24 protein-coding genes are annotated in these 24305 nt (G+C 67.7%); 16 read left to right on the top strand and 8 right to left on the bottom strand.

Annotation, left to right across the window (positions count from 1 at the left end; all coding sequences use genetic code 11):
- Window positions 1–137: 137 nt before the first annotated feature.
- The gene (locus AC1Q6E_RS10575; RefSeq protein WP_492572700.1) at window positions 138–1043 is read left to right on the top strand and encodes a GntR family transcriptional regulator; all 906 of its coding nucleotides are present in this window, start codon (window positions 138–140) and stop codon (window positions 1041–1043) included.
- 36 nt (window positions 1044–1079) lie between these two features.
- Here the strand turns inward: AC1Q6E_RS10575 and AC1Q6E_RS10570 are convergent, their stop codons facing one another.
- From AC1Q6E_RS10570 to AC1Q6E_RS10560, 3 genes are all read right to left on the bottom strand, one after another.
- Window positions 1080–1583: a hypothetical protein gene (locus tag AC1Q6E_RS10570; RefSeq protein WP_152794322.1), complete on the bottom strand. Its 504-nt coding sequence runs from the start codon at window positions 1581–1583 to the stop codon at window positions 1080–1082.
- 140 nt (window positions 1584–1723) lie between these two features.
- Complete coding sequence (locus AC1Q6E_RS10565; protein WP_296559740.1) at window positions 1724–2428, bottom strand: response regulator transcription factor; 705 nt, start codon at window positions 2426–2428, stop codon at window positions 1724–1726.
- A gap of 2 nt (window positions 2429–2430) precedes the next feature.
- Window positions 2431–2670, bottom strand: a complete 240-nt coding sequence (locus AC1Q6E_RS10560; protein ID WP_492572699.1) for a hypothetical protein — start codon at window positions 2668–2670, stop codon at window positions 2431–2433.
- A 143-nt stretch (window positions 2671–2813) separates the two neighbouring features.
- Between AC1Q6E_RS10560 and AC1Q6E_RS10555 the strand changes: the two genes are divergently transcribed.
- The 5 genes from AC1Q6E_RS10555 (at window position 2814) to AC1Q6E_RS10535 (ending at window position 9070) form a co-directional block, all read left to right on the top strand.
- Entirely contained in the window at window positions 2814–4556 is a 1743-nt protein-coding gene (locus tag AC1Q6E_RS10555; protein ID WP_492572698.1) for a sensor histidine kinase, read from the top strand.
- Between the two features lie 129 nt (window positions 4557–4685).
- Entirely contained in the window at window positions 4686–5285 is a 600-nt protein-coding gene (locus AC1Q6E_RS10550; RefSeq protein ID WP_492572767.1) for a hypothetical protein, read from the top strand.
- 138 nt (window positions 5286–5423) lie between these two features.
- Entirely contained in the window at window positions 5424–6452 is a 1029-nt protein-coding gene (locus tag AC1Q6E_RS10545; RefSeq protein WP_492572697.1) for a Bug family tripartite tricarboxylate transporter substrate binding protein, read from the top strand.
- Between the two features lie 47 nt (window positions 6453–6499).
- On the top strand, window positions 6500–7798 hold the full coding sequence (locus AC1Q6E_RS10540) for a Rieske 2Fe-2S domain-containing protein (RefSeq protein WP_492572696.1): 1299 nt from the start codon (window positions 6500–6502) through the stop codon (window positions 7796–7798).
- Between the two features lie 18 nt (window positions 7799–7816).
- Complete coding sequence (locus AC1Q6E_RS10535) at window positions 7817–9070, top strand: M24 family metallopeptidase (RefSeq protein WP_296559751.1); 1254 nt, start codon at window positions 7817–7819, stop codon at window positions 9068–9070.
- A 29-nt stretch (window positions 9071–9099) separates the two neighbouring features.
- Here the strand turns inward: AC1Q6E_RS10535 and AC1Q6E_RS10530 are convergent, their stop codons facing one another.
- Genes AC1Q6E_RS10530 through AC1Q6E_RS10520 form a run of 3 tightly spaced genes read right to left on the bottom strand, consistent with a single transcriptional unit; the run spans window position 9100 to window position 11352 of the window.
- Entirely contained in the window at window positions 9100–9609 is a 510-nt protein-coding gene (locus AC1Q6E_RS10530) for a MarR family winged helix-turn-helix transcriptional regulator (RefSeq protein WP_152799969.1), read from the bottom strand.
- A 40-nt stretch (window positions 9610–9649) separates the two neighbouring features.
- Window positions 9650–10135 (bottom strand): Lrp/AsnC family transcriptional regulator, encoded by a 486-nt coding sequence (locus AC1Q6E_RS10525; protein WP_152799967.1) that lies wholly within the window; start codon window positions 10133–10135, stop codon window positions 9650–9652.
- Window positions 10132–11352 carry a GGDEF domain-containing protein gene (locus AC1Q6E_RS10520; protein ID WP_152799965.1) on the bottom strand — a complete coding sequence of 407 codons (1221 nt, stop codon included), beginning with the start codon at window positions 11350–11352 and terminating at the stop codon, window positions 10132–10134. Before AC1Q6E_RS10520 ends, AC1Q6E_RS10525 begins: the two co-directional genes overlap by 4 nt.
- A gap of 219 nt (window positions 11353–11571) precedes the next feature.
- On the opposite strand from AC1Q6E_RS10520, the gene AC1Q6E_RS10515 reads away from it, so the two are divergent.
- Window positions 11572–12522 carry an acetaldehyde dehydrogenase (acetylating) gene (locus AC1Q6E_RS10515; protein ID WP_492572695.1) on the top strand — a complete coding sequence of 317 codons (951 nt, stop codon included), beginning with the start codon at window positions 11572–11574 and terminating at the stop codon, window positions 12520–12522.
- Between the two features lie 10 nt (window positions 12523–12532).
- Window positions 12533–13540 carry a 4-hydroxy-2-oxovalerate aldolase gene (dmpG, locus tag AC1Q6E_RS10510; protein ID WP_152799961.1) on the top strand — a complete coding sequence of 336 codons (1008 nt, stop codon included), beginning with the start codon at window positions 12533–12535 and terminating at the stop codon, window positions 13538–13540.
- A 294-nt stretch (window positions 13541–13834) separates the two neighbouring features.
- Here the strand turns inward: dmpG and AC1Q6E_RS10505 are convergent, their stop codons facing one another.
- Window positions 13835–15163, bottom strand: a complete 1329-nt coding sequence (locus tag AC1Q6E_RS10505) for an amidohydrolase family protein (RefSeq protein WP_492572694.1) — start codon at window positions 15161–15163, stop codon at window positions 13835–13837.
- Between the two features lie 199 nt (window positions 15164–15362).
- On the opposite strand from AC1Q6E_RS10505, the gene AC1Q6E_RS10500 reads away from it, so the two are divergent.
- The 3 genes from AC1Q6E_RS10500 to AC1Q6E_RS10490 all read left to right on the top strand — a co-directional run bounded on the left by AC1Q6E_RS10500 (window position 15363) and on the right by AC1Q6E_RS10490 (window position 18217).
- Window positions 15363–15629 carry a hypothetical protein gene (locus AC1Q6E_RS10500; RefSeq protein ID WP_152799949.1) on the top strand — a complete coding sequence of 89 codons (267 nt, stop codon included), beginning with the start codon at window positions 15363–15365 and terminating at the stop codon, window positions 15627–15629.
- Window positions 15630–15758: 129 nt separating this feature from the next.
- Window positions 15759–17204 carry an amidohydrolase family protein gene (locus AC1Q6E_RS10495; protein WP_492572693.1) on the top strand — a complete coding sequence of 482 codons (1446 nt, stop codon included), beginning with the start codon at window positions 15759–15761 and terminating at the stop codon, window positions 17202–17204.
- A 41-nt stretch (window positions 17205–17245) separates the two neighbouring features.
- A complete protein-coding gene (locus AC1Q6E_RS10490) occupies window positions 17246–18217 on the top strand; it encodes a tripartite tricarboxylate transporter substrate-binding protein (RefSeq protein ID WP_296559764.1) in 972 nt (323 codons plus the stop codon).
- 66 nt (window positions 18218–18283) lie between these two features.
- On the opposite strand, the gene AC1Q6E_RS10485 is transcribed toward AC1Q6E_RS10490, so the two are convergent.
- Window positions 18284–19189, bottom strand: coding sequence for a LysR family transcriptional regulator (locus AC1Q6E_RS10485; protein WP_296559766.1), 906 nt, complete (start codon window positions 19187–19189; stop codon window positions 18284–18286).
- Between the two features lie 34 nt (window positions 19190–19223).
- Between AC1Q6E_RS10485 and AC1Q6E_RS10480 the strand changes: the two genes are divergently transcribed.
- The 5 genes from AC1Q6E_RS10480 to AC1Q6E_RS10460 all read left to right on the top strand — a co-directional run bounded on the left by AC1Q6E_RS10480 (window position 19224) and on the right by AC1Q6E_RS10460 (window position 24234).
- Complete coding sequence (locus AC1Q6E_RS10480; RefSeq protein ID WP_492572692.1) at window positions 19224–20204, top strand: alpha/beta hydrolase; 981 nt, start codon at window positions 19224–19226, stop codon at window positions 20202–20204.
- Entirely contained in the window at window positions 20201–20809 is a 609-nt protein-coding gene (locus AC1Q6E_RS10475; RefSeq protein ID WP_152799940.1) for a cupin domain-containing protein, read from the top strand. The genes AC1Q6E_RS10480 and AC1Q6E_RS10475 overlap by 4 nt, the downstream gene beginning before the upstream one ends.
- The gene (locus AC1Q6E_RS10470) at window positions 20790–21446 is read left to right on the top strand and encodes a flavin reductase family protein (RefSeq protein ID WP_152799939.1); all 657 of its coding nucleotides are present in this window, start codon (window positions 20790–20792) and stop codon (window positions 21444–21446) included. Before AC1Q6E_RS10475 ends, AC1Q6E_RS10470 begins: the two co-directional genes overlap by 20 nt.
- Window positions 21447–21479: 33 nt before the next feature.
- The gene (locus AC1Q6E_RS10465) at window positions 21480–22457 is read left to right on the top strand and encodes a Bug family tripartite tricarboxylate transporter substrate binding protein (protein ID WP_492572691.1); all 978 of its coding nucleotides are present in this window, start codon (window positions 21480–21482) and stop codon (window positions 22455–22457) included.
- 124 nt (window positions 22458–22581) lie between these two features.
- The gene (locus AC1Q6E_RS10460) at window positions 22582–24234 is read left to right on the top strand and encodes a sigma 54-interacting transcriptional regulator (RefSeq protein ID WP_492572690.1); all 1653 of its coding nucleotides are present in this window, start codon (window positions 22582–22584) and stop codon (window positions 24232–24234) included.
- Window positions 24235–24305: the final 71 nt, after the last annotated feature.

Below are 24305 nucleotides of genomic sequence, written 5' to 3'. Positions count from 1 at the left end.
ATCATAGTACCAAAATAAAAGAGGAAACCAGCCTTTAAAAGCTATCGAAAGGTTCTTCTTGATTGTTAAATTCCAATAAAAGCCCGCGATAGGACGGCGTGTATGATTGCCGGAGCCTTTCCTTTCCCACCTCCGTCGTGACCCGACCTCTTACTGATACGCTCGCGGCCGATATCCACCGCTACATTGCCGCCCAGGGCCTGGAAGCCGGCCAGCGCCTGCCCGAGCGCGCGCTGGCCGAACAATTCCGCGTGTCGCGCTCGCCCATCCGCCGCGCGCTGGAGCGCCTGGCGGCCGAACGGGTGGTCGAGGCGCGGCCCGAAGGCGGCTATGTGGTTACCGAGGCGGCGGTGCACCTGCCCAGGGAGCAGGCCGAAGCAGCCTATGTCGCCGCCGGCGAGGACGACGTCTATTTCCGTATCGCGCGCGAGCGCCTGGCCGGCCTCTTGCCGGACCGCTTCACCGAGAGCGAATTCATGCGCCGCTATGGCGTGACGCGTGGAGAACTGGCGGCGATCCTGCGGCGCATGGCGCAGGAAGGATGGGCCGAACGGCTACCCGGCCACGGCTGGGCTTTCCTGCCCACGCTGGCCTCGGCCGAGGCCTATGGGCAGGGCTACCGGTTCAGGCTGATGCTGGAGTCGGGCGGGATACTGGAACCGAGCTTCAGGCTCGATCGCGAGGCGCTGCGGCAATGCCGGGCGGAGCAGGAAGCGCTGGTCGCGGGCGCGGTCCACACCGCGTCGCCGTCCTATCTGTTCGACGCCAACAGCCGCCTGCACGAAACCATTGCGGCGTGTTCCGGCAATGCCTTCATCCTGGACTCCCTGAAGCGGCTGGATCGCCTGCGCCGGCTCATGGAGTACCAGAAGGCGGTGGACCGCCAGCAGGCCGAACGCCGCTGCCGGGAACACCTGGTGCTGATCGATCTGCTGCTGTCGGGGCAGCGCGAAGCCGCCGCCGACTTCATGCGGGTGCACCTGCGGCAGGCGGCCATCGAGAAGCAGGCGGGGCCGGACGACGTAGGCGCCGCCGGGGACTAGGCCTCCGCCTTCTCCTGCCACGAAGCGCCACGCCCGCTACTTCGTGTCGGCCTTCACCGCAGCGTGGTCCGCGGCGATGTCTTTCTTCTCGCCCTTGATCACCTGCTTGTCCTGGTAGACCTTCTCCGCGTCGGCCGAGGTCGCGGCCATGCGGCCGTGCCTGTTGTCCGAACGCATCTGGGTCTGGTCGTGGGCCAGCTTGGCCTTCTCGCCCTTGAGTTCGGCGCGGTCCTCCTTGCGCTGCGCCGAGTGGCGCTTCTCGTGCCGGATGTCCTTCTTCAATCCATGGATGTCCTGCTTGTCGTTGGCGACGCGCATGGCGTCGGGCGACTGGGCGGCCATTTCGCCATGCGCCTTGTCGGACCTGAGCCTGGCCTGGTCGGTGGTCAGTTGCGCCTTGTCGCGGGGCAGCGCGCCCTGGTCGGACTTGAGCTGGGCCTGGTCCTCCTGGACGCGCGTGGTCTGGGCCCAGGCTCCCAGGGGGCCGAGCGACATCATGGTGGCGATGGCGAGGGATGTGAGGTGCAGTGCGGTCTTCATCGTGGTGCTCCTTGAGCTTGGGAACGCGGGCTTCGCGGATATCGGCGGGCCCTGGTTGCCAATCTAGGGAGTGCGGGGGTGGCGCGATAGTGCCGATGGTCATCTTTCGCGATGGCGCCGGTCACGAGTTCGCGCGGGAGCTACCGCCTTCTTGCCGCGCGCAGCGCGAGCTCCGTCCGGGTATGGGCGTGCAGCTTTTCCATGATGCGGCTGACGTAGTTCTTCACCGTCCCTTCCGCCAGGAACACCGCCGCGCCGATCTGTTTGTTGGTCATGCCCTGGGCCAGGAGGTCGAGGACGCGATGTTCCTTCTCCGTCAGCGCTTCCTCGGGAAAAGGCGGGGGCGGGCCGGCGGGCCGGGGGGCCGTGTCCGGGGACGGGTCCTCGCGTCCGGACAGCGCGCGCAACTGCGCCAGCACCTTGCGTGCGATGGTCGGGGACAGCCGCGACTCCCCCTGGTGTACCGCCCTGACCGTTTCAAGCACGACATCCTCGGTGGCGTCCTTCAACAGGTAGGCATGGGCGCCGGAGCGGATGGCTTCGAAGACCAGTTCGTCGTCGTCGAACGTGGTCAGGATGACGATGCGCACGTCGGGCAGCCGGGTGGTGATCTCGCGGGTCGCCACGGCGCCGCTGACGCCCGGCATCTGCTGGTCCATGATGACGACCTGGGGCTGGAGCCTCAGGGCCAGGTCGATGGCTTCCTGGCCATTGGCCGCCAGCCCCACGACCTCGATGTCGGGCTCGGCCCCCAGGGTCATCGACAGCGCGCGCCGTATCAGGGGCTGGTCGTCGGCGATCAGCAGCCTCAGCTTGCTGGCGGTGGCGCGATCTTCTGGCGGCATGGTCAGGCCTGCGGGTCGGAGTCGTTCGATTCGTCGGGCGTCGGGTCGGAGCCGGGGCCGGGGGCGCCGGGCGGGGCGGCCAGCCCCAGCACGGCATGCAGGGCGCCGACCACCGGGGATGGCATGTGGGCCGTCAGGTATCTCAACGTCGCGGTGACGGCCAGCGACGCCTGCTCCGGAGGCAATTTAGCACTCCGGGATACCGTCTCCACGAGTTCATCCAGCATGGAATGCCACATCATGCGCCGCGGTCCCGAGACCGGTGGGTTGGGGTCGAGAGCACAGCTTAGCGTCCGTCCGGGCCGCCCTCACAGTGCCGAAAGTCACTTTCGCCCGGCAGGGGGCTCTGCGATACTCCTGGGCATGCGGGCATGGACACTCATCCATGAAAGAGGATTCGCTCTGGCAGCGCCTGAATCCCAGGCACAACCTGTCGGCCGCCATCGGGTCGGTCGTGTTCGTCGTCGTCGTGATCGCCGCCGTGCTGGGCGCGGCCTTTTCGGCATCCCGGGCCGAGCAGCAGGCGCAGGACGACCACGAGCGGCTGCTGCGGCAGTTCGCGATGCAGATCATGGCCAACCTGCAATCGGCACTGGCCACGCGGGTGTCCGTCATCAAGGCCGCGGCGGCGCAGATCGCCGCGTCGTCGGACACTGGCGCCGGTTCGCTCGGCAGGCATCTTGCCGCCATCTACCGGGAGTTCCCGGAGTTCTCGTCGCTGTCGGTGGTGGACGGGCGGGGCCGGTTCGCCACGGGCGGATCGTCCAGCAGCCGTTCCGGAACCGCTTTTTCCTTCGAGCCGGGCGTATCGGCCCCGGCGGCCGACCTGCGGCCGGACACCATCGAGATCGCCGTGCCGCTGCACCGCGATGGCGGCCACGCGCCGGACGCGATCGTCGGCGCCCTGTCGTGGTCGTGGCTGGGCACGGTCCTGCACGAACTGGAACAAGGGCTGAACACCGAACGGCACGTCCAGGTCTCGCTCAGCGACAAGAGCGGCCATGTGCTGATCGGTCCCGGCCAGCCGGGGGCCGGGCCGCGTCCTTCATCCGAGGAAGCCGAACGCATGCTGGCGGGGGCCTATTCCGCCAACGTGCTTGCGGGCGAGGCCTTCGACTGGACCATCACGGTCCGGCAGGACGCCCGGATCGCCCTGGCCGCGGCGCGGCGCACGCGCGACATCGTATTCGTGGCGACCTTCCTGTCGGGCCTCCTGGCCGCGCTGCTGGCGGCCTATGCCACGCACGTGCTGTTGCGGCCGTTGCGGCGCCTGGCCGGACAGGCGCAGGCGGTACAGCAGGGCAGGCGGGGCGAGCTGGACGCGGTGCACGGGGTCGACGAGGTCGCGCACATCGGCAACACCCTGGCGGCGACGCTGCAAAGCCTGAGCGCGGAAAAGCAGGCGCTGCTGCAATTGAACACCGAACTGGACCGCCGCGTGGCCGATCGCACCGCGCGGATCGAACGGATGGCCGAGGAAGCCCGGCAGGCGGCCATAGGCCGGGAGCGCCTGCGCATGGCCCGCGACCTGCATGACACGCTGGCGCAGTCGCTGATGGCGGTGCTGACGCAGTTGAGGATGATCCGCAAGCTGGGCGCGCGGATGTCGCCCGGCGAACTGGATACGGAACTGCTCAGCGCCGAGAACGTGGCCGGCAGCGGCCTGGTCGAGGCCCGGGCCGCCATCAAGCAGATGCGCCACAACGGCGTGCGCGAGCTGGGGCTGGGCGCGGCGTTGGCCGAACTGGCGGACCGCTTCGAGCGCCGGACCGGCATACCCACCGTCCTGGCCCGGGACGAGCAGGCCGCCGCGCTGGCCGGCGAACGCGCCGAGGTCGCGTTCCGCATCGCCGAGGAGGCCCTGCGCAACATCGAACGCCATGCGCGTGCCGGCCGCGTCTCCATCGGCCTGTCGATGACGGCGGCGGCCGATCCGGCTTCGCCCGCGCTATCGGCCGTCCATCTCGAAGTGATGGACGACGGCGTCGGCTTCGATCCCGCGGCCCCGGTGCCCGGCCACTACGGGTTGCGCGGCATCGCCGAACAGGCGGCGCTGATGCAGGCGAGGCTGGAGATCCGCAGCAGCCCCGGACAGGGCACGCGCATCCTGCTCGAACTGGATCCCTGATCCATCGGCGATCTGTGCGAGCATGGCGCCTGGAAGAAACATGTCAAGGAGGTACCGCGGGTGGATGCGTTGAGCCCTTCTCTCTGGATCGCCGTGGTGGCGATCGTTCTTGCCGTTCCCGGACTCGGCATGGCCTTCGGGTCCCGAGGGCTGCGGCCGTTGCGGCGCCTGCTGGGACTGGCGCTGGTGGCCCTGAGCCTGGTTTCCTCGCTGCTGGCCTTCACCGTGTACCGCTATCTGCAATTGTTCGAGGATCGGCAAGTCGCCATGATCGAGCTTGCGCAGGACGGGCAGCAGCGTTTCCGCGCCACGGTCGTGCTGCCGCCCGGGCCGGCGGGCGCGCCCCAAGGCGCGCGCCAGTTCGTGTTGTCGGGCGATGCGTGGCAGATCGACGCGCGCGTGTTGCGCTGGCGGCTGCCGGCGGCGCTGGCCGGGGTGCCTTCGCTGTACAGGCTGGACCGGATCGGCGGGCGCTATGACGACATCGAGCGCGAACGCAGCGTCTTGCGTACCGTGTATTCGCTGGACGACGGCGGCAACCTGCCCGACCTGTGGACGCTGAAACGCCAGTTCTCGCGCTGGCTGCCCTACGTCGATGCCGAGTACGGCAGCGCCACCTTCATGCCCATGTTCGACGGCGCGCGCTACCTGGTGCTGTTCAACGACCGCGGCGGCCTGCTGGCCAAGCCGGCGGACGAGGCCACGGCGGCGCGGCTGCGGCGGGGCTGAATACCCGGAGAGGGGAGAACATCCGAGTGATTGGATGTTTTCGCCAAATGGTTGACTCATACAACTCGTATTAATAAACTACTATCAAGCCCGGGATGCCGGGACGAGTCGTCGCCTATCGCCCACGCAGGAGCCACCATGTTCTCCCTTTACCGGTCCAGGCTTTTCTCCCGCGGCTGTCGCCGCATGTTCCGCCTGGGAATGGCGGCGCTCTTGCCGACCTGTCTGCTGCTGCCCGCGTCCGTCGCCCGGGCCCAGGACGCCGATCGCTATCCGTCCCATCCGGTCCGCATCGTCGTCGGTTTTCCCGCGGGCGGCTCGTCCGACATGGCGGCCCGCATCGTGGCCGAGGGCATGAACGCCGAATGGAACACGCCGGTCTTCGTCGACAACCGCCCGGGCGCCGGCAGCACCATCGGGGCGGCCTATGCCGCGGCGGCGCAGCCTGACGGCTACACGCTTCTGCTGATCGGCCCCGGCACGCACGCGGTGACCGCGGCCATGTATCCCAACCTGTCCTACGACCCCATCAAGAGCTTCGCCAGCGTCATCCAGATCGCGAAGGGACCGTACTTCGTGCTGGTCAACGCCGCATCCGGCATCAAGACGATGGACGAGCTGGTCCGGCGCGCGCGCGCCTCGGCGCAGCCCATCAGCTACGCCTCCACCGGCAAGGGCTCGGGGTCGCATTTCGTGGCCGAGTCGCTCTCCAAGGCCATCGGCGCGCGCCTGCTGCACGTGCCCTACGCCGGCGCCGCGCCCGCCACGCTGGCCTTGCTGGCGGGGCAGGTGGATTTCGCGATCAGCGACATGTCGGCCATGACCCATATGCAGAGCGGCAAGCTGCGCGCGCTTGCCGTCACGACGCCCGAACGGCTGGCGCTGTTCCGCGACATTCCCACGCTGGCCGAAGCCGGCGTGCAGGGCGTCAGCTACACGTTGTCGGTGGGCCTGGTCGCGCCGGCCGGCACGCCCGCCGGCGTCATCCGCAAGATCAACGCCACGGTCGACCGCGTACTGCGCAAGGACGAGGCGCGCAAGAAGCTGGAGGCGTTGGGATTCGAGCCCGCTTCCACCACGCCGGAAGCGTTCGCGGCCAGCATCGCCGCCGACGTGTCGCGTTTCTCGGCGTTCGTCGAACAGGCCGGGCTCAAGCAACAGCAATGACAGGGGGCGGCCGCGGCGCCGCCCCGAACAGAGAAAGCGAGGAGAACATGGCTACCGCCAACAATGTGGAACCTTTGCGCGCCAGGAAGGCGAATCGTATCGACTGCGCGCCCACCGGACCGGGCACGCCGGCCGGCAACTACCTGCGCAGCTTCTGGCAGCCGGTCTATCACGGCGCCGATCTCGCGCCGGGCCAGGCCGTGCCGTTGCGCATCATGAGCGTGGACTACACGCTCTACCGCTCGGCCGGCGGACAGGTCCACCTGACCCAGGGCCGCTGCCCGCACCGGGGCACGCAGTTGTCCACCGGCTGGGTGGAGGGCGACGAGCTGCGCTGTTTCTACCACGGCTGGAAATTCGATGCCGCCGGAAAATGCGTCGAGCAGCCGGCCGAGCAATCCGCGTTCATCGACCGCATCTCGCTCCAGACCTGGCCCACGCGCGAATACCTGGGACTGGTCTTCGCCTACCTGGGCACGGGCGAGGCGCCCGATTTCCCCCGCTATCCGCAGTTCGAGCAATTCCGCGGCCTGTTGGAAATCGACTCGTACTCGCGCGACTGCAATTATTTCCAGAACCTGGAGAACGCGCTGGACATGGCCCACGTGGGCTTCGTGCATGGCGACAACCGGGCATCGTTCGAAGGCATCGGACTGGGCAAACAGCTCCAGGCGGTGGAATCCGACTGGGGCATCACCTATACCTTCCAGCGCGGCGACGGCGCGCGGCGCGTGCAGCAGTTCGGCATGCCCAACATCTTCTACATGACCGCGCTGCCCAACGAACCCGACGTGGACTGGCAGGAATCGCTGTTCTGGTGGGTGCCCATCGACGATGCGCGCCACATGCAGTTCAGCCTGCACCGCGTGCCCATCCGCGACGAGGCCATGCTCCGTTTCAAGCAGCGGCGCGAACAGCGCCGGTCCGAGATCGATATCGCGCACCAGGATTTGTGCGAAGACATCCTGGACGGGGTCGCCCGCCTGCAGGACGCCGATCCCCGGCGCGTGGACCTGGTCCGTCTGCAGGACGACATCGCCCAGATCGGCCAGGGGCGGCTGGCCGACCGCGACGATGAACGGCTGGGCCGCTCCGACATCGGCGTGGCGGTGACGCGGCGGATCTGGACGCGCGAGATGACGGCCTTCCTGGAAGGACAGCCGCTCAAGGCCTGGACGCAGACCGCCGACATCGTGCCGCGGGTGTGGGGCCTGTCCGGGGATGCCGGAGAAAAGGCCATGGGTCGCGCCGAGCCGGGCCATGAAGCCGAGATCATCGACATCCGGCCCTTCGTCGAAATCCAGGTCCAACTGAAGGCGCTGCACGGCGCCGCCACCCGCCGCTGACGCGGCCTGGAGCACGCCATGACGCAACCGGACGCGGCCACGCCGCCGACCCTGACGCTGGACGAACGCGACCGCCGCTGGAACGGTCTGCGCGCGCGGATGCGGGAGCGCGGCATCGACGCCATCGTGGTGGGAAGCTTCCAGGGGCGCGAGCGCCTGGAAAGCTACCTGATCGACGATTTTCTCGACTCGGTCGTCGTGCTGACCCATGACGACGATGCCATCGTGATGACCTTCGGCCCGGGCCGGGTGTCGCGCGCCTTCGAAAGCCAGCGGCGCGGCATCCCCTTGTGGACCACCGACTTCCGCATCGGCATGGGCGGCGCCAGGACGGCCGAGGCCCTGCTCGACAAGGGGCTGGGCAAGGGCCGGATAGGCCTGGTGGGTCTTGGGCCCACCGCGCCCGGCGAAGCCGAGGGCCTGATGCCGCTGGGCTTTCACACCAACCTGCTGCGCGCGCTGCCCGGGGCGGAGTTTTGCGACTTCACGCGCGACTTCACCGACTTCATGCTGGTCAAGAGCGACGAGGAACTGCGGCTGTTGCGGTACGCCGCCCAGGTCAGCGAAAAGGCTTGCATCGCGATGGCCCAGGCCTGCCGGCCTGGCGTCAGCGAGGCCGAGGTCTATGCCGAGATCCTGCGCGAGATCCACCGCAATGGCTGCGACGTGCGCTACCCCTTCCTGAGCCTGCAATCGGGCGTCGACAACATAGGCTGGGGCGCGCCGCGCTGGACGTTGCGGGCCGAGCCGCCCCGCGTGCTGCGCACGGGCGACGTCGTGCAGGCCGAGATCCATACGACCTACGGCGGCCAGGAGGCCCAGGTCCAGATGTGCGTCGCGCTCGATCCCATCGACGCCGAACTGCAACGCTGCGAATCGGTGGCGCGGCGGGCCTACGAGGCCGGCCTGCGCGCGGTCCGGCCCGGCGTCACCTTCGGCGAAGTCGTCGCCGCGATGGAAAAGCCGATCGCCGCCAGCGGCTGCTGGAGCAAGACGCCGCTGCTGCACACGCTGACCTTCGGCTCGACCGGCTTCACGCCCGTCAACCGCGCCCAACTGGCTGGCACCTTCGAGGAACGGATAGAAGGGTGGATGACCCCGGGCGTGCGCCGGGCGGACCTGGTGATGGAAGAAGGCATGAGCCTGGAGCTGGAGCCCAACGCCTGCATCGGCCTGCGCCGCGTCAACATCGGCGCCGGTGTCGTGGTGGGCCGCTCCGGTCCGGAGGAACTCAACGACGTGCCGACCCGCGTCTGGCACGTCGCCGCCTGAGGCGCGCGCGGCCAGCCGGCCGCGCCGTTTCAGCCGGCCGCGTCGAAGCGCCGGCGCAACTGGGTTTCCATGTGCGAGAAGGTATCGAACATGTCGCGCACCTTCTGCTCCGGCAGGCCATCGAGCACCGAAGCCTGAAGCCGCTGGATGCTTTCCGCCATGCGCCGGTAGCTGTCGCGCCCCTTGGGCGTGGGCAGGATCTCGGAGAAGCGCGCGTCGCTGTCGCTCAGCCGCCGCTCGATCAGCCCCGCCGTATGCAGCTTGCGCACCGCGCGCGAAATGGCCGATTTGTCCAGGGTCACCCACTGCATGATGCCCGAGGCGGGCATGGGCGCGTAGCTGCAGATCACGCTCAGCACCTTCCACTGGTGCGTTGTCAGGTCCTCGGCGCCATAGACCTCGGCCGTGGCCTTGCCGAGCAGGAAGCTCAGGATGGACAGGTGGTACGACAGATTGCCCTCGAAGGCGGAGGCCGGTTCGGCCTGGGGCTGCGGGGATGTCGGCTTCGCCGGGGCCGCCTTGGACTTGGAATGTGCCATTCGATGTGAAAAAAACAACCGGTTGTCGAATGATACCGTTTCACTCCGGCAGCGGCAGCTTGCTCGAGAACTTTACTTCCCTGAGCGACAGGCTGGTCCGCACCGTGGCCACGTTCGGCAGCGTGCGCAGCACCTTGTCGATGAAGTCCCGCACCGAGTCCAGGTCTTCGGCCACCACCATCATCACGAAGTCGGCTTCGCCCGTGACGCGGTGGCAGGTCAGCACCTGGTCGTTCGCCTCCACCAGTTTCTCCAGCGCTTCGAACGCCTCGGCCGTGTGCGGCGAGAAGTTCAGGCTGATGAAGGCCAGTTCGCCCAGCCCGAGCTTGCGGCGGTCCAGCATGGCCTGGTAGCCCTGGATATAGCCTTCGGATTCCAGCTTGCGCAGCCGGTGCCAGCAGGGGGTTTCGCTCAGCGCCACGCGCTGGGCCAGCTTGGCGTTGGACAGGCGGCCGTCTTCCTGCAAGTGGCGCATCAGTTGCAGGTCGGTCTGGTCGAGGGACTCGGTTGGGGCATTCTTTCTCATCGATTCATCGTAGAAAAAGAATCTTTTCCTGTAAAGGCGGTCAAAGGGGGTAATTCCCCGGAATCTTCCGCGTCGACCGGCGCGGGGGCGTCTATGCCGATGCGGTTGCGCCCCTGGCGCTTGGCCAGGGCCAGGAGCCGGTCGACGTGGGCATAGGCCGCTTCGAAGGGGACGTCGCGGCCGAAACTGCCGACGCCGAAGCTGGCCGTGCAGCGCAATCCCGGCGCGATGGAAGAGAAATCCTGTTCCGCCACGGCTGCCTGCAGCCGCGCGGCCGCCTGTTCGGCTTCCTCCCGCGTCGCCCCGGGCAGGACCAGCATGAACTCTTCCCCGCCGATCCGGCCGACGGCGTCCATTTTCCGGACGTGCCGCGCCAGGATGTCCGCCATGGCCCGCAGCACCGCGTCGCCCACGGGGTGGCCATAGCGGTCGTTGATCTGCTTGAAATGGTCCGCGTCCAGGATGATGAGGCCGTAGCGCTCGGTTTTCGCCTGGCTCTTTTCCAGGAAGCCGAGCAGGCTGTTGCGGTTGCGCAGCCCGGTCAGCGGATCGCGTTCGGACACCAGGCTGAAATGGGCGATGGTGCGGAACGCCGTCAGCAGCACCAGCAGCACGGCCGCGCCCACGCTGAAAAGATAGAAACTGAGCTGGGTCAGCACCCAGTACATGTCGCCGTCGTAGCCATAGTGCAGGCTCTTGGCGTGCAGGGTCAGCAGGACGCGGGGCAGCAGGCTCACGGTGCCCAGCAGCAGGAACCCGAACAGCAGCCGCTCCAGCGTCTTCCCCCGCGCGAGGTGCCGGATCCGCCACAAAGCCAGCAGGAACAGCAGGGTCACCGCCGTGTACAGCGCGCCTATCCGCAGGCCGGACCAGGCCGGATCGTGGGTGCTCCACAGGCGCACGGCCAGCATGGCCGCCAGGATCAACGCCGACGGCCAGGGCGGCAAGTGCCTGTGTTCCAACTGCGCAATGCCGCTGGCGAACAGGAAGGCCGCGGCGCCGTACAGCACGCCCGTCACGGCGATGTTGACCGTCAGGTCGGCGGGCCAGAGCGTGATCTGCAGGATCAGCCCGGTGGCGTAGCCGGCGAAGGCGCCGATGAAATACAGCAGGTGCGCGGGCCGCCCCATGAATCGCCACGCGCCGCCCAGCAGCGCGGCGATCAGCAGCGCCACGAAGGGGTGGGAAAGTGCGAGTAGCGTGTCGGTATGGGACATGGGAATTTGTTCCCGTGAGTGTAGCCGCGATGGGGTGTCCGGGGTCTTTTCGGGCGCTCGGCAGGCTTTGTAGGGCTTTCTTCCTGAAAAACTCACTGAAAAGGAAGAATATTCTTTAACACTGGGCGGAATGCCCAAAAAAAGCAAGGTTATTTCCGTCCGCCTGGAAGATACTATCGGTCGTATCCGTATCAGCATCACCACACTCAGGAGCGGCTCATGGGGCGGCAAGACGACAACAAATCCAAAGTGGCGATCATCGGCTCGGGCAATATCGGCACCGACCTGATGATCAAGATCATGCGCTATGGCAAGCACCTGCAAATGGGCGCCATGGTCGGCATCGATCCCAAATCCGACGGCCTGGCGCGTGCCGAGCGCCTGGGCGTGCCCACCACGGCGGGCGGCATCGACGGCCTCCTGGCCATGCCCAATTTCAACGAGATCCGCATCGCCTTCGACGCGACCTCGGCCGGCGCCCACAAGCGCCACAATGAACTGCTGCAGGCCAAGGGCGTGCAGGTCATCGACCTGACCCCCGCCGCCATCGGCCCCTACGTGATCCCCGCGATCAACATCGACGAGCATCTCGACTCGCCCAACATCAACATGGTCACCTGCGGCGGCCAGGCCACGATCCCGATGGTCAACGCCGTGTCGCGCGTGGCCAAGGTGCACTACGGCGAAATCATCGCCTCGATCTCCAGCAAGTCGGCCGGCCCCGGCACGCGCGCCAACATCGACGAGTTCACCGAGACCACCTCCAAGGCTATCGAAGTGATCGGCGGCGCCGCCCGCGGCAAGGCCATCATCATCCTGAACCCGGCCGAGCCGCCGCTGATCATGCGCGACACCGTATTCACGCTGTCCGAAATGGCCGACACCAAGGCCATCGAGCAAAGCATCGCCGACATGGTCGCCAAGGTGCAGGGCTACGTGCCGGGCTACCGCCTGAAGCAGCACGTGCAGTTCGACGAAATCCCCGCCAGCGCCCCGCTGAACGTCCCCGGCCTGGGCAAGCTGTCCGGCCTGAAGACCTCGGTGTTCCTGGAAGTGGAAGGCGCCGCGCACTACCTGCCCGCCTACGCCGGCAACCTGGACATCATGACCTCGGCCGCCCTGGCGTGCGCCGAGCGCTTCGCGCAGACCCACCTGGTCGAAGCCGCCTGAGGATCGAACTATGAGCAACAAGAAACTCTACATTTCCGACGTCACGCTGCGCGACGGCAGCCATGCCATCCGCCACCAGTACAGCATCAAGAACGTCCGTGACATCGCCAAGGCGCTGGACGAAGCCAAGGTCGACAGCCTGGAAGTGGCCCACGGCGACGGCCTGTCGGGCTCCAGCTTCAACTACGGCTTCGGCGCGCACACCGACCTGGAATGGATCGAGGCCGTGGCCGATACGGTCAAGCACGCCAAGGTCGCCACGCTGCTGATCCCGGGCGTGGGCACCGTGCACGACCTGCGCAACGCCTACGACGCCGGCGCGCGCGTGGTGCGCGTGGCCACCCACTGCACCGAGGCCGACGTCTCCAAGCAGCACATCGAATACGCCCGCAACCTGGGCATGGATTCGGTGGGCTTCCTGATGATGAGCCACATGACCACGCCCCAGGCGCTGGCGCAGCAGGCCAAGCTGATGGAAAGCTACGGCGCCTCGTGCGTGTACGTCGTCGATTCGGGCGGCGCCCTCAACATGAACGACGTGCGCGACCGCTTCCGCGCCTTCAAGGACGTGCTCAAGCCTGAAACCCAGACCGGCATGCACGCCCACCATAACCTGAGCCTGGGCGTGGCCAACTCCATCGTCGCGGTGGAAGAAGGCTGCGACCGTATCGACGCCAGCCTGGCCGGCATGGGCGCGGGCGCGGGCAACGCGCCGCTGGAAGTGTTCATCGCCGCCGCCGAGCGCATGGGCTGGAACCACGGCTGCAACCTGTACACCCTGATGGACGCCGCCGACGACATCGTCCGTCCGCTGCAAGACCGCCCGGTGCGCGTCGACCGCGAAACCCTGGCGCTGGGCTACGCCGGCGTGTATTCGAGCTTCCTGCGCCACGCGGAAACCGCCGCCGCCAAGTACGACCTGAAGACCGTGGACATCCTGGTCGAGCTGGGCCGCCGCAAGATGGTGGGCGGCCAGGAAGACATGATCGTCGACGTGGCGCTGGACCTGAAGAAGTAATCCATCCGATTTCGCAGTAACGAGCACGTGGCGCCGCAAGGCGCATTTGACAGGCCTGGAGCGGGTGACGCTCCAGGCTTTTTTTGCCTATGTAGCCAGGCGATCGGCGTTTGCCTGCAAACCGTTCAGGATGCTGCTCGCCAGTTCCTCGGGAAAGTCTCCCGGCAGCCGGGCGCGAACCGCCATGGCCATCCTGGCTCGGAACGGCGAAGCCGATGCGGACCTTCTCCCGGGACGGGACAGGCTGAAAGGACGTCATTCAAAGTATGCGTGGTCTTAATCGACCGCGCACCTTTACCGCCGGGCGATCGCCGCCGCCGCATCGGCCTTCATCTTGGCCAGCGCCGAGCCGGAAAGATAGCGGCCCTTCAGCACCATGGCCGAGATCCTGTCCAGGTTCGCCACGTCGGCCACCGGGTTGGCGTCCAGCACCACCAGGTCGGCGTCCTTGCCTTCCTCCACCGAGCCCAGGCTGGACTGGCGCCCCAGGAACTCCGCCGGATCCCGGGTCGCCATCTGCAGGACTTCCAGCGGCGAAAAACCCGCCGACGCCAGCTCGCGGAACTCCTGGTGCAGGCTGATGCCCGGCACCAGCCAGATACTCATGTCGCCGCTGAAGTCCGAACCCGTCATCATCTTGACGCCGTTCTGCTTCATGAGTCTGGAAACCCGCTTCTGCAACTCGTAGAACTGCCGCAGCGTGGTGACCGCGCTCGCGGGCAGCTTGTCGAACTGATCGCCCACCTGTTGCCAGATCGCGCGCGTGGACTTGTCGATATAGGCCAGGTCGGGGTCGTCGCGGTATTGGGGATCGTTGCCGTAGACCTGCGTGCGCAGCCGGATCAGCGTCAGCGTCTGCCAGGTGCCGTTCTTCGCGAACACCTTGCTCAGCTCGATGCACTTGGCTTCATCGTAGGTGTCCAGGATGCGCTGGTAGTACGGCGCGTTCTGGGCGCCATCATAGGCACGGGGATTGGTGACGAAGGTCGGCGGGAAGGGCGGTTTCAGCGACCCCGCCAGCGCCGCCGCGCGCAACGTCTGCTCCTCGCTGGAGCAGTCCATCAGCAGTCCCCAGCCGGCGCCCAGGTGATCGAAGGACGGCGCTCCCGCGTTGCTTGCGTCGCGCGCGCTGATGGCCGGGTTCAGGTGCGCCTCGCCGCCATGGAAAATGGCCTCCGGGGCCAGCACCCGCCCCGCGGCGCTGTCCTGGTTCAGGACCTTGCCGCGTTCCACGTTGGCCGGGGAATCGGACTCCTCGCGGAATCCCGTGATGCCGCTGGCGATCATCAGCGGCCAGTAGGGCGGATCGCGGTCGGCGCTGTCCACGGCATGGGCGTGCATGTCCAGATAGCCGGGCACGATGTACTTGCCCGAGGCGTCGATGGCCTGGGCCCCGCCGGTGGCGTGCAAAGGCTGCGTGGTGACGCGCCGGATCTTCCCGCCCTCGACGTGGACATTCATGCCGGCCGCGAGCGAGCCGTCGCGCGTATTCACCACGGTCGCGTTCCGCAGGACCGTCCCGCCGGCGACGTCGATGCCGCCGTCGCCCCCGCCGCCACAGGCGGCAAGAATGGGCAGCAGTGCCGAGAGGGCGCCAAGAATGGCGTGCTTGCGTCGTGTCATGGCCTGTCTCCTTTTGGTGTCGTTATCCGGGTCGGATCTTAGGAGGCCCAGGCGCGGCCGAGGAGATGGCGGCTTTGCCGCGACGATACCCGCGAGGTATCGGTAGGGGGGGCACGCCACCTGTTGCACCCCGTTGCGGCTTGTTCCAGGATAGTGGGGAATACTGGGGAAACCTCTTTACCAACGACAGGAGCACAGCATGGCCTCGGATCGCAGCCTGGAAAAAGCCAAGGACGCCCTGGAAGACGGCCTGGAAGCCGTCGACAAGGCCGCCCACGCCACCGCCGACAAGGTGACCCGCGCCACCCGGCGCGCCAAGGACGCCGCCTCGGATGCCCTGGACGACGGCAGCGACGCGCTGGAAAGCGCGTTGCGGTGCACCCAGGATGCCATCCGCCAGCATCCCGTCACGGCGGTGGCGTTGGTGGCGGCGGTGGCGTATCTGCTGGGACGTATGCGGGGCTGAACCGGCAAATGACCTTCGGCCGCAGGCCGAAGGTTTCCGTTCGTCGATCAACCGGGCAAAACTGATATCTTCTGCAAACCCGGCGCTTTCCCTACGATCAGCACTTCATCAATTTCTGCTGATCGACCCATGAGCGACGAACGACGAGCATCGAACCCGTCCAGGAGAACCCTGATCCGGAACGCGTCCATCCTGACGATGGACGCGGAGCAGGGTGATCTCGACCAGGGCGATCTGCTGATCGAAGGCGACACCATTGCCGCGATCGGCCGCAGGCTGGACGAACCCGCCGACGAAATCGTGGACGCGGCGGGCATGATCCTCATGCCGGGAATGATCGACAGCCACCGCCATGTGTGGGAGGCCATCGACATGGGCGGGCTGGTCAAGGTGCGGCCGGCGCCCTACCTGCCCGCGTACCAGCAATGGAAAATGCGGACCATCGTGTCGATGACGCCCGAAGACCATTACCTGGCGGAACTGGTCGGCGGGTTGCAGGCCATCGACTCCGGCGTGACGACGGTGGTCGACTATGCGCATGGGCAGATATCCGAGGCGCACACCATGGCCGCGGCCCGTGGCCTGCGGGACGCCGGCATAGGCGGGTGGTTCGCGTTCCAGCTGGGCGTGGCGCCGTCGTACAAGCCGGGAGACACGATCTCGCTGGCGGCCGCCAACCGCCAGCGGATCGCGCGGCCCACGGCATCCCACTGGGCCACCGCGGAACGGCTGCGGTCCGAGCTTTTTCACGATCCGTCCGCGCCGCTGCAGCTTGCCGTGGCGCCCTGTGGCAACAACGGCACCCCCCTGGATGAAATCCGCGACGAATGGTCGAGGATACGCGGCATGGGCATCCAATTCATGCCCCAGCACATCCACAAGCCCGAGAAGCCGCATCCTCCGGGCGTGATGGGACATCGCGGATCGGGGATCGAGGATCTCGCCGACGCCGGACTCCTGGGGCCGGACTTCCAGGCGGTCCATGCCAATGCGCTGACCGCCGCCGAGCTGGCCCTGATGCGGGAGGCAGGATCCATGCTGAGCGCCACCACCATGGCCGAATTCCCCTATGTGCTCTACGCGCAAAAGGGGGCGCCCATCCACGCGCATGCGCGCAACGCGGGCGTGCCGGCGGGAATTGGCGTCGACGTTCCGGTATCGCTGACGAGCGAGTATTTCGAACACGTGCGGTCGGCCTATTGGACGCTCTATCTCGACGCCGGGCACCCCGGCATCGTGGCGGACTGCACGTCTTCCTACGTGCTCGACTTCGCCACGCGCCTGGGGGCGCAGTCGGTGCGCCTGGGCCATCGGACCGGCGTGCTGGCGGCGGGCAAGCGCGCCGACCTGGTGCTCCTGAGCACCCGGCGCATCGGATTCGGCATGGCGGGCAGCCTGGCCGAACGCGTGCTCACCTTCGCCGGCACCGCCGATGTCGACAGCGTGTGGGTGGCCGGGACCGCCCGCAAACGCCATGGCCGGATGATCGGGGTCGATTGGGACGACCTCAAGAACGCATTGACCGAGGCGCAGCGGCGCATCGCGCGCCTGGCCGCGACCATCCAGTTCACCTGACCGGCGGCATGGCCGTTCCCTTACCGAGGAGGAAGTACACCATGAAGTCCGCCGTGTGCTGTTTGATCACCGCCGCCGCGATGCCGGTGGCGGCCCTGGCCCAGCAGGCCGACGCCTGGCCGGGCCGGATGGTCCGCATCGTCCATGGCTTCGGCGCGTCCGGGTCCATCGATTTCTATGCCCGCCTGCTGGCGGCCCAGTTCAAGGCCAAGTTTGGCCAGACCGCCATCGTCGACATGAAACCCGGCGCGGGAGGAACGATCGCCGCCGCGTCGGTCGCCCGCAGCGCGCCGGATGGCTACACGCTGTTCCTGATGGCATCGGGCCACGCCGCGGCACCCGGGCTGTACAGCTCCCTGCCCTACGATCCGGTCAACGATTTCACCGTGGTCTCGATGCTGACGCGCAGCGGACTGGGCATCGTCGCCAACGCCAACGCGCCGTTCCATACCATCCAGGAAATGGTGGAACAGGCCCGCAAGCGCCCCGGCGGGATCGACTACGGCACGCCCGGCATCGGCACCGGCCCCCATCTTGCCGCCGCCTTCATGCAGGCTGGCGCCGGGATCCGGCTGAACCACATTCCCTACAAGACGCAGGGCGACCTGAACACCGCGGCCATGGCGGGCCAGGTGCCGGTGATCATGACCAGCCTGTTCGGCATGAACGAACTGGTCAACGGCGGGCAGGTCAAGCTGCTGGCGGTCACGTCCAAGGAGCGCGCGACCCGCTATCCCGGCGTGCCCACCCTGGACGAGACCGTGCTGCCGGGCTTCGACGTCGTCGGCTGGACCGCGCTGGCCGGCCCCAAGGGGCTGCCGGCTTCCATCGTGGCCAAGCTCAACGAGCTGGTGCGGGAAACCATGACGAATCCGCAGGTGGTCGAGAACCTGGCGTCCAACGGCACCGGCCCCTGGATCACCAGCCCGGAGGAAGGCCGCAAGATTCTTGCCGCCGAGGTGACCCGGTGGACCAGGATGGCGCGGGACGAGCACATCGCGCCGGAGAACTGACCGGCACGCCCGCTTCGCCTGTCGACGCGGGCGTGCCCGTCCCGGCTGCCCGGGGCGGGCCAGGCCTCATTTTCCGGCCAGCTCGCGCCCGGCGTGCTGGAACATGCCGCGCAGCCAGCGGTGCCCGGGATCCTTGTGGCTGCGTTCGTGCCAGTACGCCGCGTAGCGGATGCGGGGCAGGCGCAGCGGGACCTCCAGCAGCCGCAGCGCGTACTGGTCGGCGAATGGCCGGGCCAGCATGCGCGGCAGGGTCGCCAGCATGTCGGTGCGCGAGACGATGGCCGGGATGGTCAGGAAGTTCTGGACCAGGAATGGCCGTTCGATCTTCCGTCCCTCTCTGGCCACGGCCTCGTCCAGCACGACCGCCGTGGTCGGCCGCCCCGTTCCCAGCGGGCGCACGTGCGGACACCCCAGGAAATCCTCCACCGTCAGCCGGTCCCGGATCGTGGGGTGCGAGCGGCTGGCCAGGCATACGACCTGATCCTGGAACAAGGGCATGGAACGCAGCGTGGGCGTGGGGGCCAGCAGCCAGGCAATGCGCAGATCCAGGTCGCCCGCCTCCAGTTGCTCGATGGCTCGGGCCGGCTGCGGTGGGCGCACTTCGATGCGGATGTCGGGCGATTCCCGCCGCAGGCGCTCCAGCAGGAGCGGCATCAGCATGTGCTCGGCATATTCGGGAATGGTCACCACGAAGCGCCGGCGCGAGGTCGCGGGATCGAAGCGGTCGGCGGGCGACACCATGCGGTCGTACTCCGCCAGGATCTGTCGCGCCGACTGTTCCAGCTCGCGCGCCCGCTCGGTGGGCACCATGCCGCCGCGCGTGCGGACGAGCAGCGGATCGTTGAAGTGTTCCCGCAGCTTGCCCAGCGTCTGGCTCAGGGCAGGCTGGCCGACGCCCAGGAGGTTCGCGGCGCGGGTGACGTTCCTTTCCGTGACCAGGACGAGCAGGGCGCGCAGCAGGCGAAAATCCATATTATCCATAATTGGTGATTTTAGAGATTAGCCAATGCCCATGGCAACGGGCGGGGGGCTGGAGTCTAATCCGGTCGTGACCAATGACCCGCCCGCCACCATGTACTCGACCTTTCAGCAAGCGCAGCAGGCGCTGGCCGGACAAGCGCCCGGCGATCCGCTTGCCCTGCCCATCGAGGAAGCCCGCCTGCGGCAGTCGCGCTACTTCCAGGCCTTGAACACCGGTGTCCCGGACGTGGCCCGGTCGGACGACCACGCCGTCGGCGGGCCGCATGGAAACATCCCGGTGCGGCTGGTCTGCGCCCACCGGCGGCCGCACGCACCTTGTCTGGTATTCCTGCGCGGCGCGGGATTCTGGGCCGGCGGCATCGATTCGCACCTGGGCACCCTGCATCGCCTGGCCGTGCTGACCGGCTGCGTGATCGCCGCCATCGACTACCGCAAGACCCCCGAGCACCGCTATCCCGTCCAGCAGGACGAAGTCCTGTGCGTGCTGGCATGGCTCCGGCGCCATGGCGCGGAACTGGGCCTGCGGGAGGGAGCATGGGCGCTCTTCGGCGAATCCGCGGGCGCGACGCTGGCGCTGTCCGCCACGCTCGCGTTGCGCGACCGGCGGGATGACCTGCCCGCCGGCCTCGTCCTGTTCTATCCCAATTGCGGCGGCCCCAGGCCCGGCGCGCGGCCGTATTCCCAATGGGTATGGCGCAGCTATCTCGGCGACGCGGATCCCGGCGCCGTGCCCGGACCGGTTCCCCTGCGCCAGGACCTGCGCGGGCTGCCCCCGGTATGGCTGGGCTGCGGCACGGCGGACCCCCTGCTGGCCGATGCCCAGGCGCTTGCCGAAGGCCTGCGACGGGCGGCGGTCCCCCACCAGTTCGTGCGGTTCCCGGACATGCCGCACGCGTTCGTGATGCACGCGGCCGCGCTGCGCCCGGCCCGCCGCGCACTGGAGCGGGCCGCGGCCCAGGTCCGCAACCTGTTCGATTCCCCTCTCATGGAAACCCCTCCATCATGAAGCGATACACCCCTACCCAGGAAGAAATGCAAGGCCGCATCGCCAGGTTCAAGGACCTGGTCTCGACCAAGGCGCGCATCCAGGAAAAACTGGGCCTGCCCCAGGAAGTCATGGAAATGATCACGGCCAAGGCCACCTTCAACGTCATGTCCCCGGGACCCCTGCCAGGGCAGATCTCGCCCCGTCCCGCCGTGGAGGGCGGGGACGCCGGCGTCTTCCGGCTGGGCATCGTCACCTGCCCGCCGGGGCAGGGGCCGGGGCTGCACGTGCACTATCACACCCACGAAACCTTCATGTGCCTGACCGGGCGCTGGCTGATCCAGTGGGGCGACCACGCCGAAGAAAGCACCGTGCTCGAACACCTGGACCTGATCGCGCTGCCGCCCGCCGTCACCCGCCGCTTCGAAAACCTGTCGGACCAGGACGCGCAATTGCTCGTGATCGTGCAGGGCGAGCGCGACCAGTTCGACGACATCGACCGCGACCCGGCCACCGCGGAAAAAATCGCCGCCCGCTTCGGGCCCGAGATCGTCACCAGGCTGGAGACGGCCGGCTGGAAATTCACGATAGGCAAGGAGGCGGCCCATGAACCCGCGCGAGCCTGACATGGCGTCCTTCGATCCGGACGCGCTGGAGCCCAGGCAACAGTACAAGCTGATGAGCGGGACCATCATTCCCCGCCCCATCGCGCTGGTGACGACCCTGGGGCCCGACGGCGTGGCCAACGCGGCGCCCTTCAGCCTGTTCAACATGGTCGGCGTCGATCCGCCCATGCTGATGTTCTCGCTGACGCCGCGGGCCGGGGAGGTCAAGGACACCGGCCGCAACATCGAGCGCCTGCCGGAATTCGTCGTCCATATCGTGGACGAGGGCGTCAAGGAAAAGATGAACATCTGTTCGGCCGATTTCCCGCCCGGCACCAGCGAGATCGACTTCGCCCGGCTGCGCACGGCACCGTCCGTCAAGGTGCGTCCGCCCCGGCTGGTGGAATGCCCGGCCCAGTTCGAATGCCGCCTGATCGACATCATCAAGGTCGGCCGCCGGCCCAACCATCTCGTCATCGGCGAGGTGGTCATGATGCATTACCGGGAAGGCATCGTGGACCCGGCCAAGTTCTATGTGGACGCCGCGCGGCTGGCCCCCATCGGCCGGCTGGAAGGCGCCGGCATGTACACGCGCGTGACCGACCGCTTCCAGATGGGACGCCCCGAGATTCCCGGCGTGCCCGCCACCAGCGGCTGAACGGCCGCCGGCTTTCCAAGAAAAGGAGACAACATGAAGATTTCATACTGCCTGCGCGGCATCGCCGCGGCGGCCGCCCATGCCGTCCTGGCCCTGGGCGCCCCGGCGATGGCGCAGGGCTTTCCCGCCAGGCCGGTCAAGCTCGTGGTTCCCTACACGCCCGGCGGCGCCGCCGACATCCTGGGCCGCGTCGTGGCCGACGGCCTGGGGCGCCGGCTCGGCCAGCCGGTCATCGTCGAGAACAAACCCGGCGCGGGCGGCGCCATCGCCGCCAAATACGTGGTCGATGCCCCCGCCGACGGCTACACCATGATGCTGGGCGGCACCACGCCCCTGGTGCTCTATCCGCTGCTGTACGAACGCCAGGCCTACGATGCCCGCAAGGACTTCACCGGCATCGGCATGCTGGCCTACTCGCCGCTGGTGCTGGTGGTGAACGCGCAGTCCCCGGTGCGGTCCGTGGGCGACTTCGTCAAGGCGTCGCGGGCGGGCTCGCTGGCCTATGGTTCGGCCGGCAACGGCACCGCCATGAACATCGCCGGCGAACTGTTCAAGAGCCAGGCCGGCGCCGACCTCATGCACGTACCCTACAAAGGCAGCCCGCCGGCGCTGAACGCGCTGCTGGCCGGCGACATCGCCTCGGTGTTCGACCTCGTCGCCTCGGCCAAACCCTTCATCGACGGCGGCAGGCTGCGGCCGCTGGCGGTCCTGAGCGGCCGGCGCAGCGGCGCCCTGCCCGACGTGCCCACCTTGCGCGAGCTGGGCTACAAGGACTTCGACTTTTCCGTGCGCTATGCCTTGATCGCCCCCAGCGCCACCCCGCCGGGCGTCATCGGGCGCCTGAACACCGAACTCAACGCCGTCCTGCGCGACCCCGCGGTCGCCAACCAACTGGCCACCCTGGCGCTGGACGTCATGCCCGGCCCCCCGGAGGCCGTCATGGACTTCGCCCGGACCGAGATCGAACGCCTCGCGCCGGTCATCAAGAACGGAGGAATCCGCCTGGACTGAACGCGGCGCCGCCGCGTCTCCCGCCGGCTTGCCCTGGCGCCTGGTATCCGTGCCGGATGCGCGCCCCCGCGCGGGGTGCGAGAATACGGCATAACACCACGGCATAGCCCGGCAGGAGACGATTTTGCAGAGCCCCCTGTCCTCCCTCAAATTCAGCACCGCCTCGGGCCACATCTGGCTGGACGAAGAGCGCATGCTGCTCCTGCACGCGCGCGCCCTGGGCGCCCTGCGCAAGGAACTGTTCGACTCCCTGGGCGTGGAACGCACCCGGGGCCTCCTGGTCCGCATGGGCTACGCCTCCGGCATGCGCGACGGCGCCTACGCCGTCAAACGCCGCCGCGCCGGCATGCAGACCGACGAAGCCTTCCTGCTCGGCCCCAAGCTGCACGCCGTCGAAGGCGTCGTCCAGGTCGAACCCATAGAACTCAGCATCGACCTCGCCAGGAACCACTTCTACGGCGAATTCCTGTGGCGCAACTCCTGGGAATGCGAAGCCGACGTCCAGGAATACGGCCACGGCGAAGACCCGGCATGCTGGACCCAGATCGGCTATGCCTCCGGCTACTCCAGCGCCTTCATGGGCTCGCCCATCGTCTACAAGGAAATCGAGTGCCGCGCCCAGGGCGACACCCACTGCCGCATCGTCGGCCAGCCCGCCGACGCCTGGCAGGACGAGGCCTACCTCAACTACTTCGCGCCCCATCCTTTCGCGGGCCAGCTGATCGAATACTCCATCGGCCTCGAACACCTGCGTTCGTCCTCCACCCGCAAGCCCGCCAACGAACCCCTGGCCGGTGCGTCCGCCGCCTTCCAGGCGGCGTTCGAACTGCTGCGCAGCGCGGCCGGCAGCCCCATCACCGTCCTCCTGCAAGGCGAGACCGGCGTCGGCAAGGAAGTCTTCGCCCGCTGGCTGCACGACAACGGCGAACGGGCCAAGGGACCCTTCATCGCCGTCAACTGCGGCGCGATACCCGCCGACCTGATCGAAGCCGAACTGTTCGGCGTGGAGAAGGGCGCCTACACCGGCGCCCACCTGGCACGCTCCGGCCGCTTCGAGCGTGCCAACGGCGGCACCCTGTTCCTGGACGAAATCGGCGACCTGCCCCTGGCCATCCAGGTCAAGTTGTTGCGCGCGCTGCAAAGTGGCGAGATCGAACGCCTGGGCAGCGAAAAATCGCAACGCGTCGACGTCCGCATCGTCGCGGCCACCAACGTCGATTTGCAGAAGGCCATGCAGGACGGGCGCTTCCGGCCGGATCTGTACTACCGGCTGAATACCTTCCCGATCACCATTCCGCCGCTGCGCGAGCGGCGGGCGGATATTCCCGTGCTGGCCAGCCGCTTCCTGCAGAAGTACGGCGGGCTATACGGCAAGAAGCCGGGCGGACTCACGGATCGGGCGATGCAGGAATTGTTGAACCACCATTGGCCGGGGAACGTGCGCGAGCTGGAGAACGTGATCGAACGCGCGGTGTTGCTGAGTCCGGATGGGGAGCCGATCGAGGCGACGCATTTGTTCGGGCAGCGGCTGCCGGGCGGGGAGTGTCCGGGGCGCGTGGCGGTTGGGGGAGAGGTGGTGGAAGGGGAAGGTGGGGAGATCGATCTGGTTTGTGGGGATTTGATCGAGAGGAATGTGCCGCTGGGGACGCTGGAGCAGGGGATGATGCGGGTGGCCATGCAGCGGGCGGGGGGGAATCTGAGTAAGGCGGCCAGGTTGTTGGGGATCACCAGGGCGCAGTTGGCTTATCGGTTGAAGAGGGAGGGGATACCGGTTTAGCGTAGTTGCGCGTTTACGCTCTCGATGGCGTCGGTCGTGTAGCCCTGTGCGCATCTCTGGCGGGAACGCAA

The organism is Pigmentiphaga sp. MLSB6-MA01 (assembly GCF_058793475.1).
This window is presented reverse-complemented; position numbering and strand designations above follow the sequence as displayed.

Bases quoted from the DNA above. Each gene is read 5' to 3' on its own strand.
- AC1Q6E_RS10555 (WP_492572698.1), top strand. From the start codon at position 2,814: ATGAAAGAGGATTCGCTCTGGCAGCGCCTGAATCCCAGGCACAACCTG.
- AC1Q6E_RS10530 (WP_152799969.1), bottom strand. From the start codon at position 9,609: ATGGCACATTCCAAGTCCAAGGCGGCCCCGGCGAAGCCGACATCCCCG.
- AC1Q6E_RS10465 (WP_492572691.1), top strand. From the start codon at position 21,480: ATGAAGATTTCATACTGCCTGCGCGGCATCGCCGCGGCGGCCGCCCAT.
- AC1Q6E_RS10480 (WP_492572692.1), top strand. From the start codon at position 19,224: ATGCCCATGGCAACGGGCGGGGGGCTGGAGTCTAATCCGGTCGTGACC.
- AC1Q6E_RS10550 (WP_492572767.1), top strand. From the start codon at position 4,686: ATGGCCTTCGGGTCCCGAGGGCTGCGGCCGTTGCGGCGCCTGCTGGGA.
- AC1Q6E_RS10560 (WP_492572699.1), bottom strand. From the start codon at position 2,670: ATGATGTGGCATTCCATGCTGGATGAACTCGTGGAGACGGTATCCCGG.
- AC1Q6E_RS10495 (WP_492572693.1), top strand. From the start codon at position 15,759: ATGAGCGACGAACGACGAGCATCGAACCCGTCCAGGAGAACCCTGATC.
- AC1Q6E_RS10515 (WP_492572695.1), top strand. From the start codon at position 11,572: ATGGGGCGGCAAGACGACAACAAATCCAAAGTGGCGATCATCGGCTCG.
- AC1Q6E_RS10470 (WP_152799939.1), top strand. From the start codon at position 20,790: ATGAACCCGCGCGAGCCTGACATGGCGTCCTTCGATCCGGACGCGCTG.
- AC1Q6E_RS10540 (WP_492572696.1), top strand. From the start codon at position 6,500: ATGGCTACCGCCAACAATGTGGAACCTTTGCGCGCCAGGAAGGCGAAT.
- AC1Q6E_RS10485 (WP_296559766.1), bottom strand. From the start codon at position 19,189: ATGGATTTTCGCCTGCTGCGCGCCCTGCTCGTCCTGGTCACGGAAAGG.
- AC1Q6E_RS10570 (WP_152794322.1), bottom strand. From the start codon at position 1,583: ATGAAGACCGCACTGCACCTCACATCCCTCGCCATCGCCACCATGATG.
- AC1Q6E_RS10490 (WP_296559764.1), top strand. From the start codon at position 17,246: ATGAAGTCCGCCGTGTGCTGTTTGATCACCGCCGCCGCGATGCCGGTG.
- AC1Q6E_RS10525 (WP_152799967.1), bottom strand. From the start codon at position 10,135: ATGAGAAAGAATGCCCCAACCGAGTCCCTCGACCAGACCGACCTGCAA.
- AC1Q6E_RS10565 (WP_296559740.1), bottom strand. From the start codon at position 2,428: ATGCCGCCAGAAGATCGCGCCACCGCCAGCAAGCTGAGGCTGCTGATC.
- AC1Q6E_RS10500 (WP_152799949.1), top strand. From the start codon at position 15,363: ATGGCCTCGGATCGCAGCCTGGAAAAAGCCAAGGACGCCCTGGAAGAC.
- AC1Q6E_RS10475 (WP_152799940.1), top strand. From the start codon at position 20,201: ATGAAGCGATACACCCCTACCCAGGAAGAAATGCAAGGCCGCATCGCC.
- AC1Q6E_RS10505 (WP_492572694.1), bottom strand. From the start codon at position 15,163: ATGACACGACGCAAGCACGCCATTCTTGGCGCCCTCTCGGCACTGCTG.
- AC1Q6E_RS10545 (WP_492572697.1), top strand. From the start codon at position 5,424: ATGTTCTCCCTTTACCGGTCCAGGCTTTTCTCCCGCGGCTGTCGCCGC.
- dmpG (WP_152799961.1), top strand. From the start codon at position 12,533: ATGAGCAACAAGAAACTCTACATTTCCGACGTCACGCTGCGCGACGGC.
- AC1Q6E_RS10520 (WP_152799965.1), bottom strand. From the start codon at position 11,352: ATGTCCCATACCGACACGCTACTCGCACTTTCCCACCCCTTCGTGGCG.
- AC1Q6E_RS10535 (WP_296559751.1), top strand. From the start codon at position 7,817: ATGACGCAACCGGACGCGGCCACGCCGCCGACCCTGACGCTGGACGAA.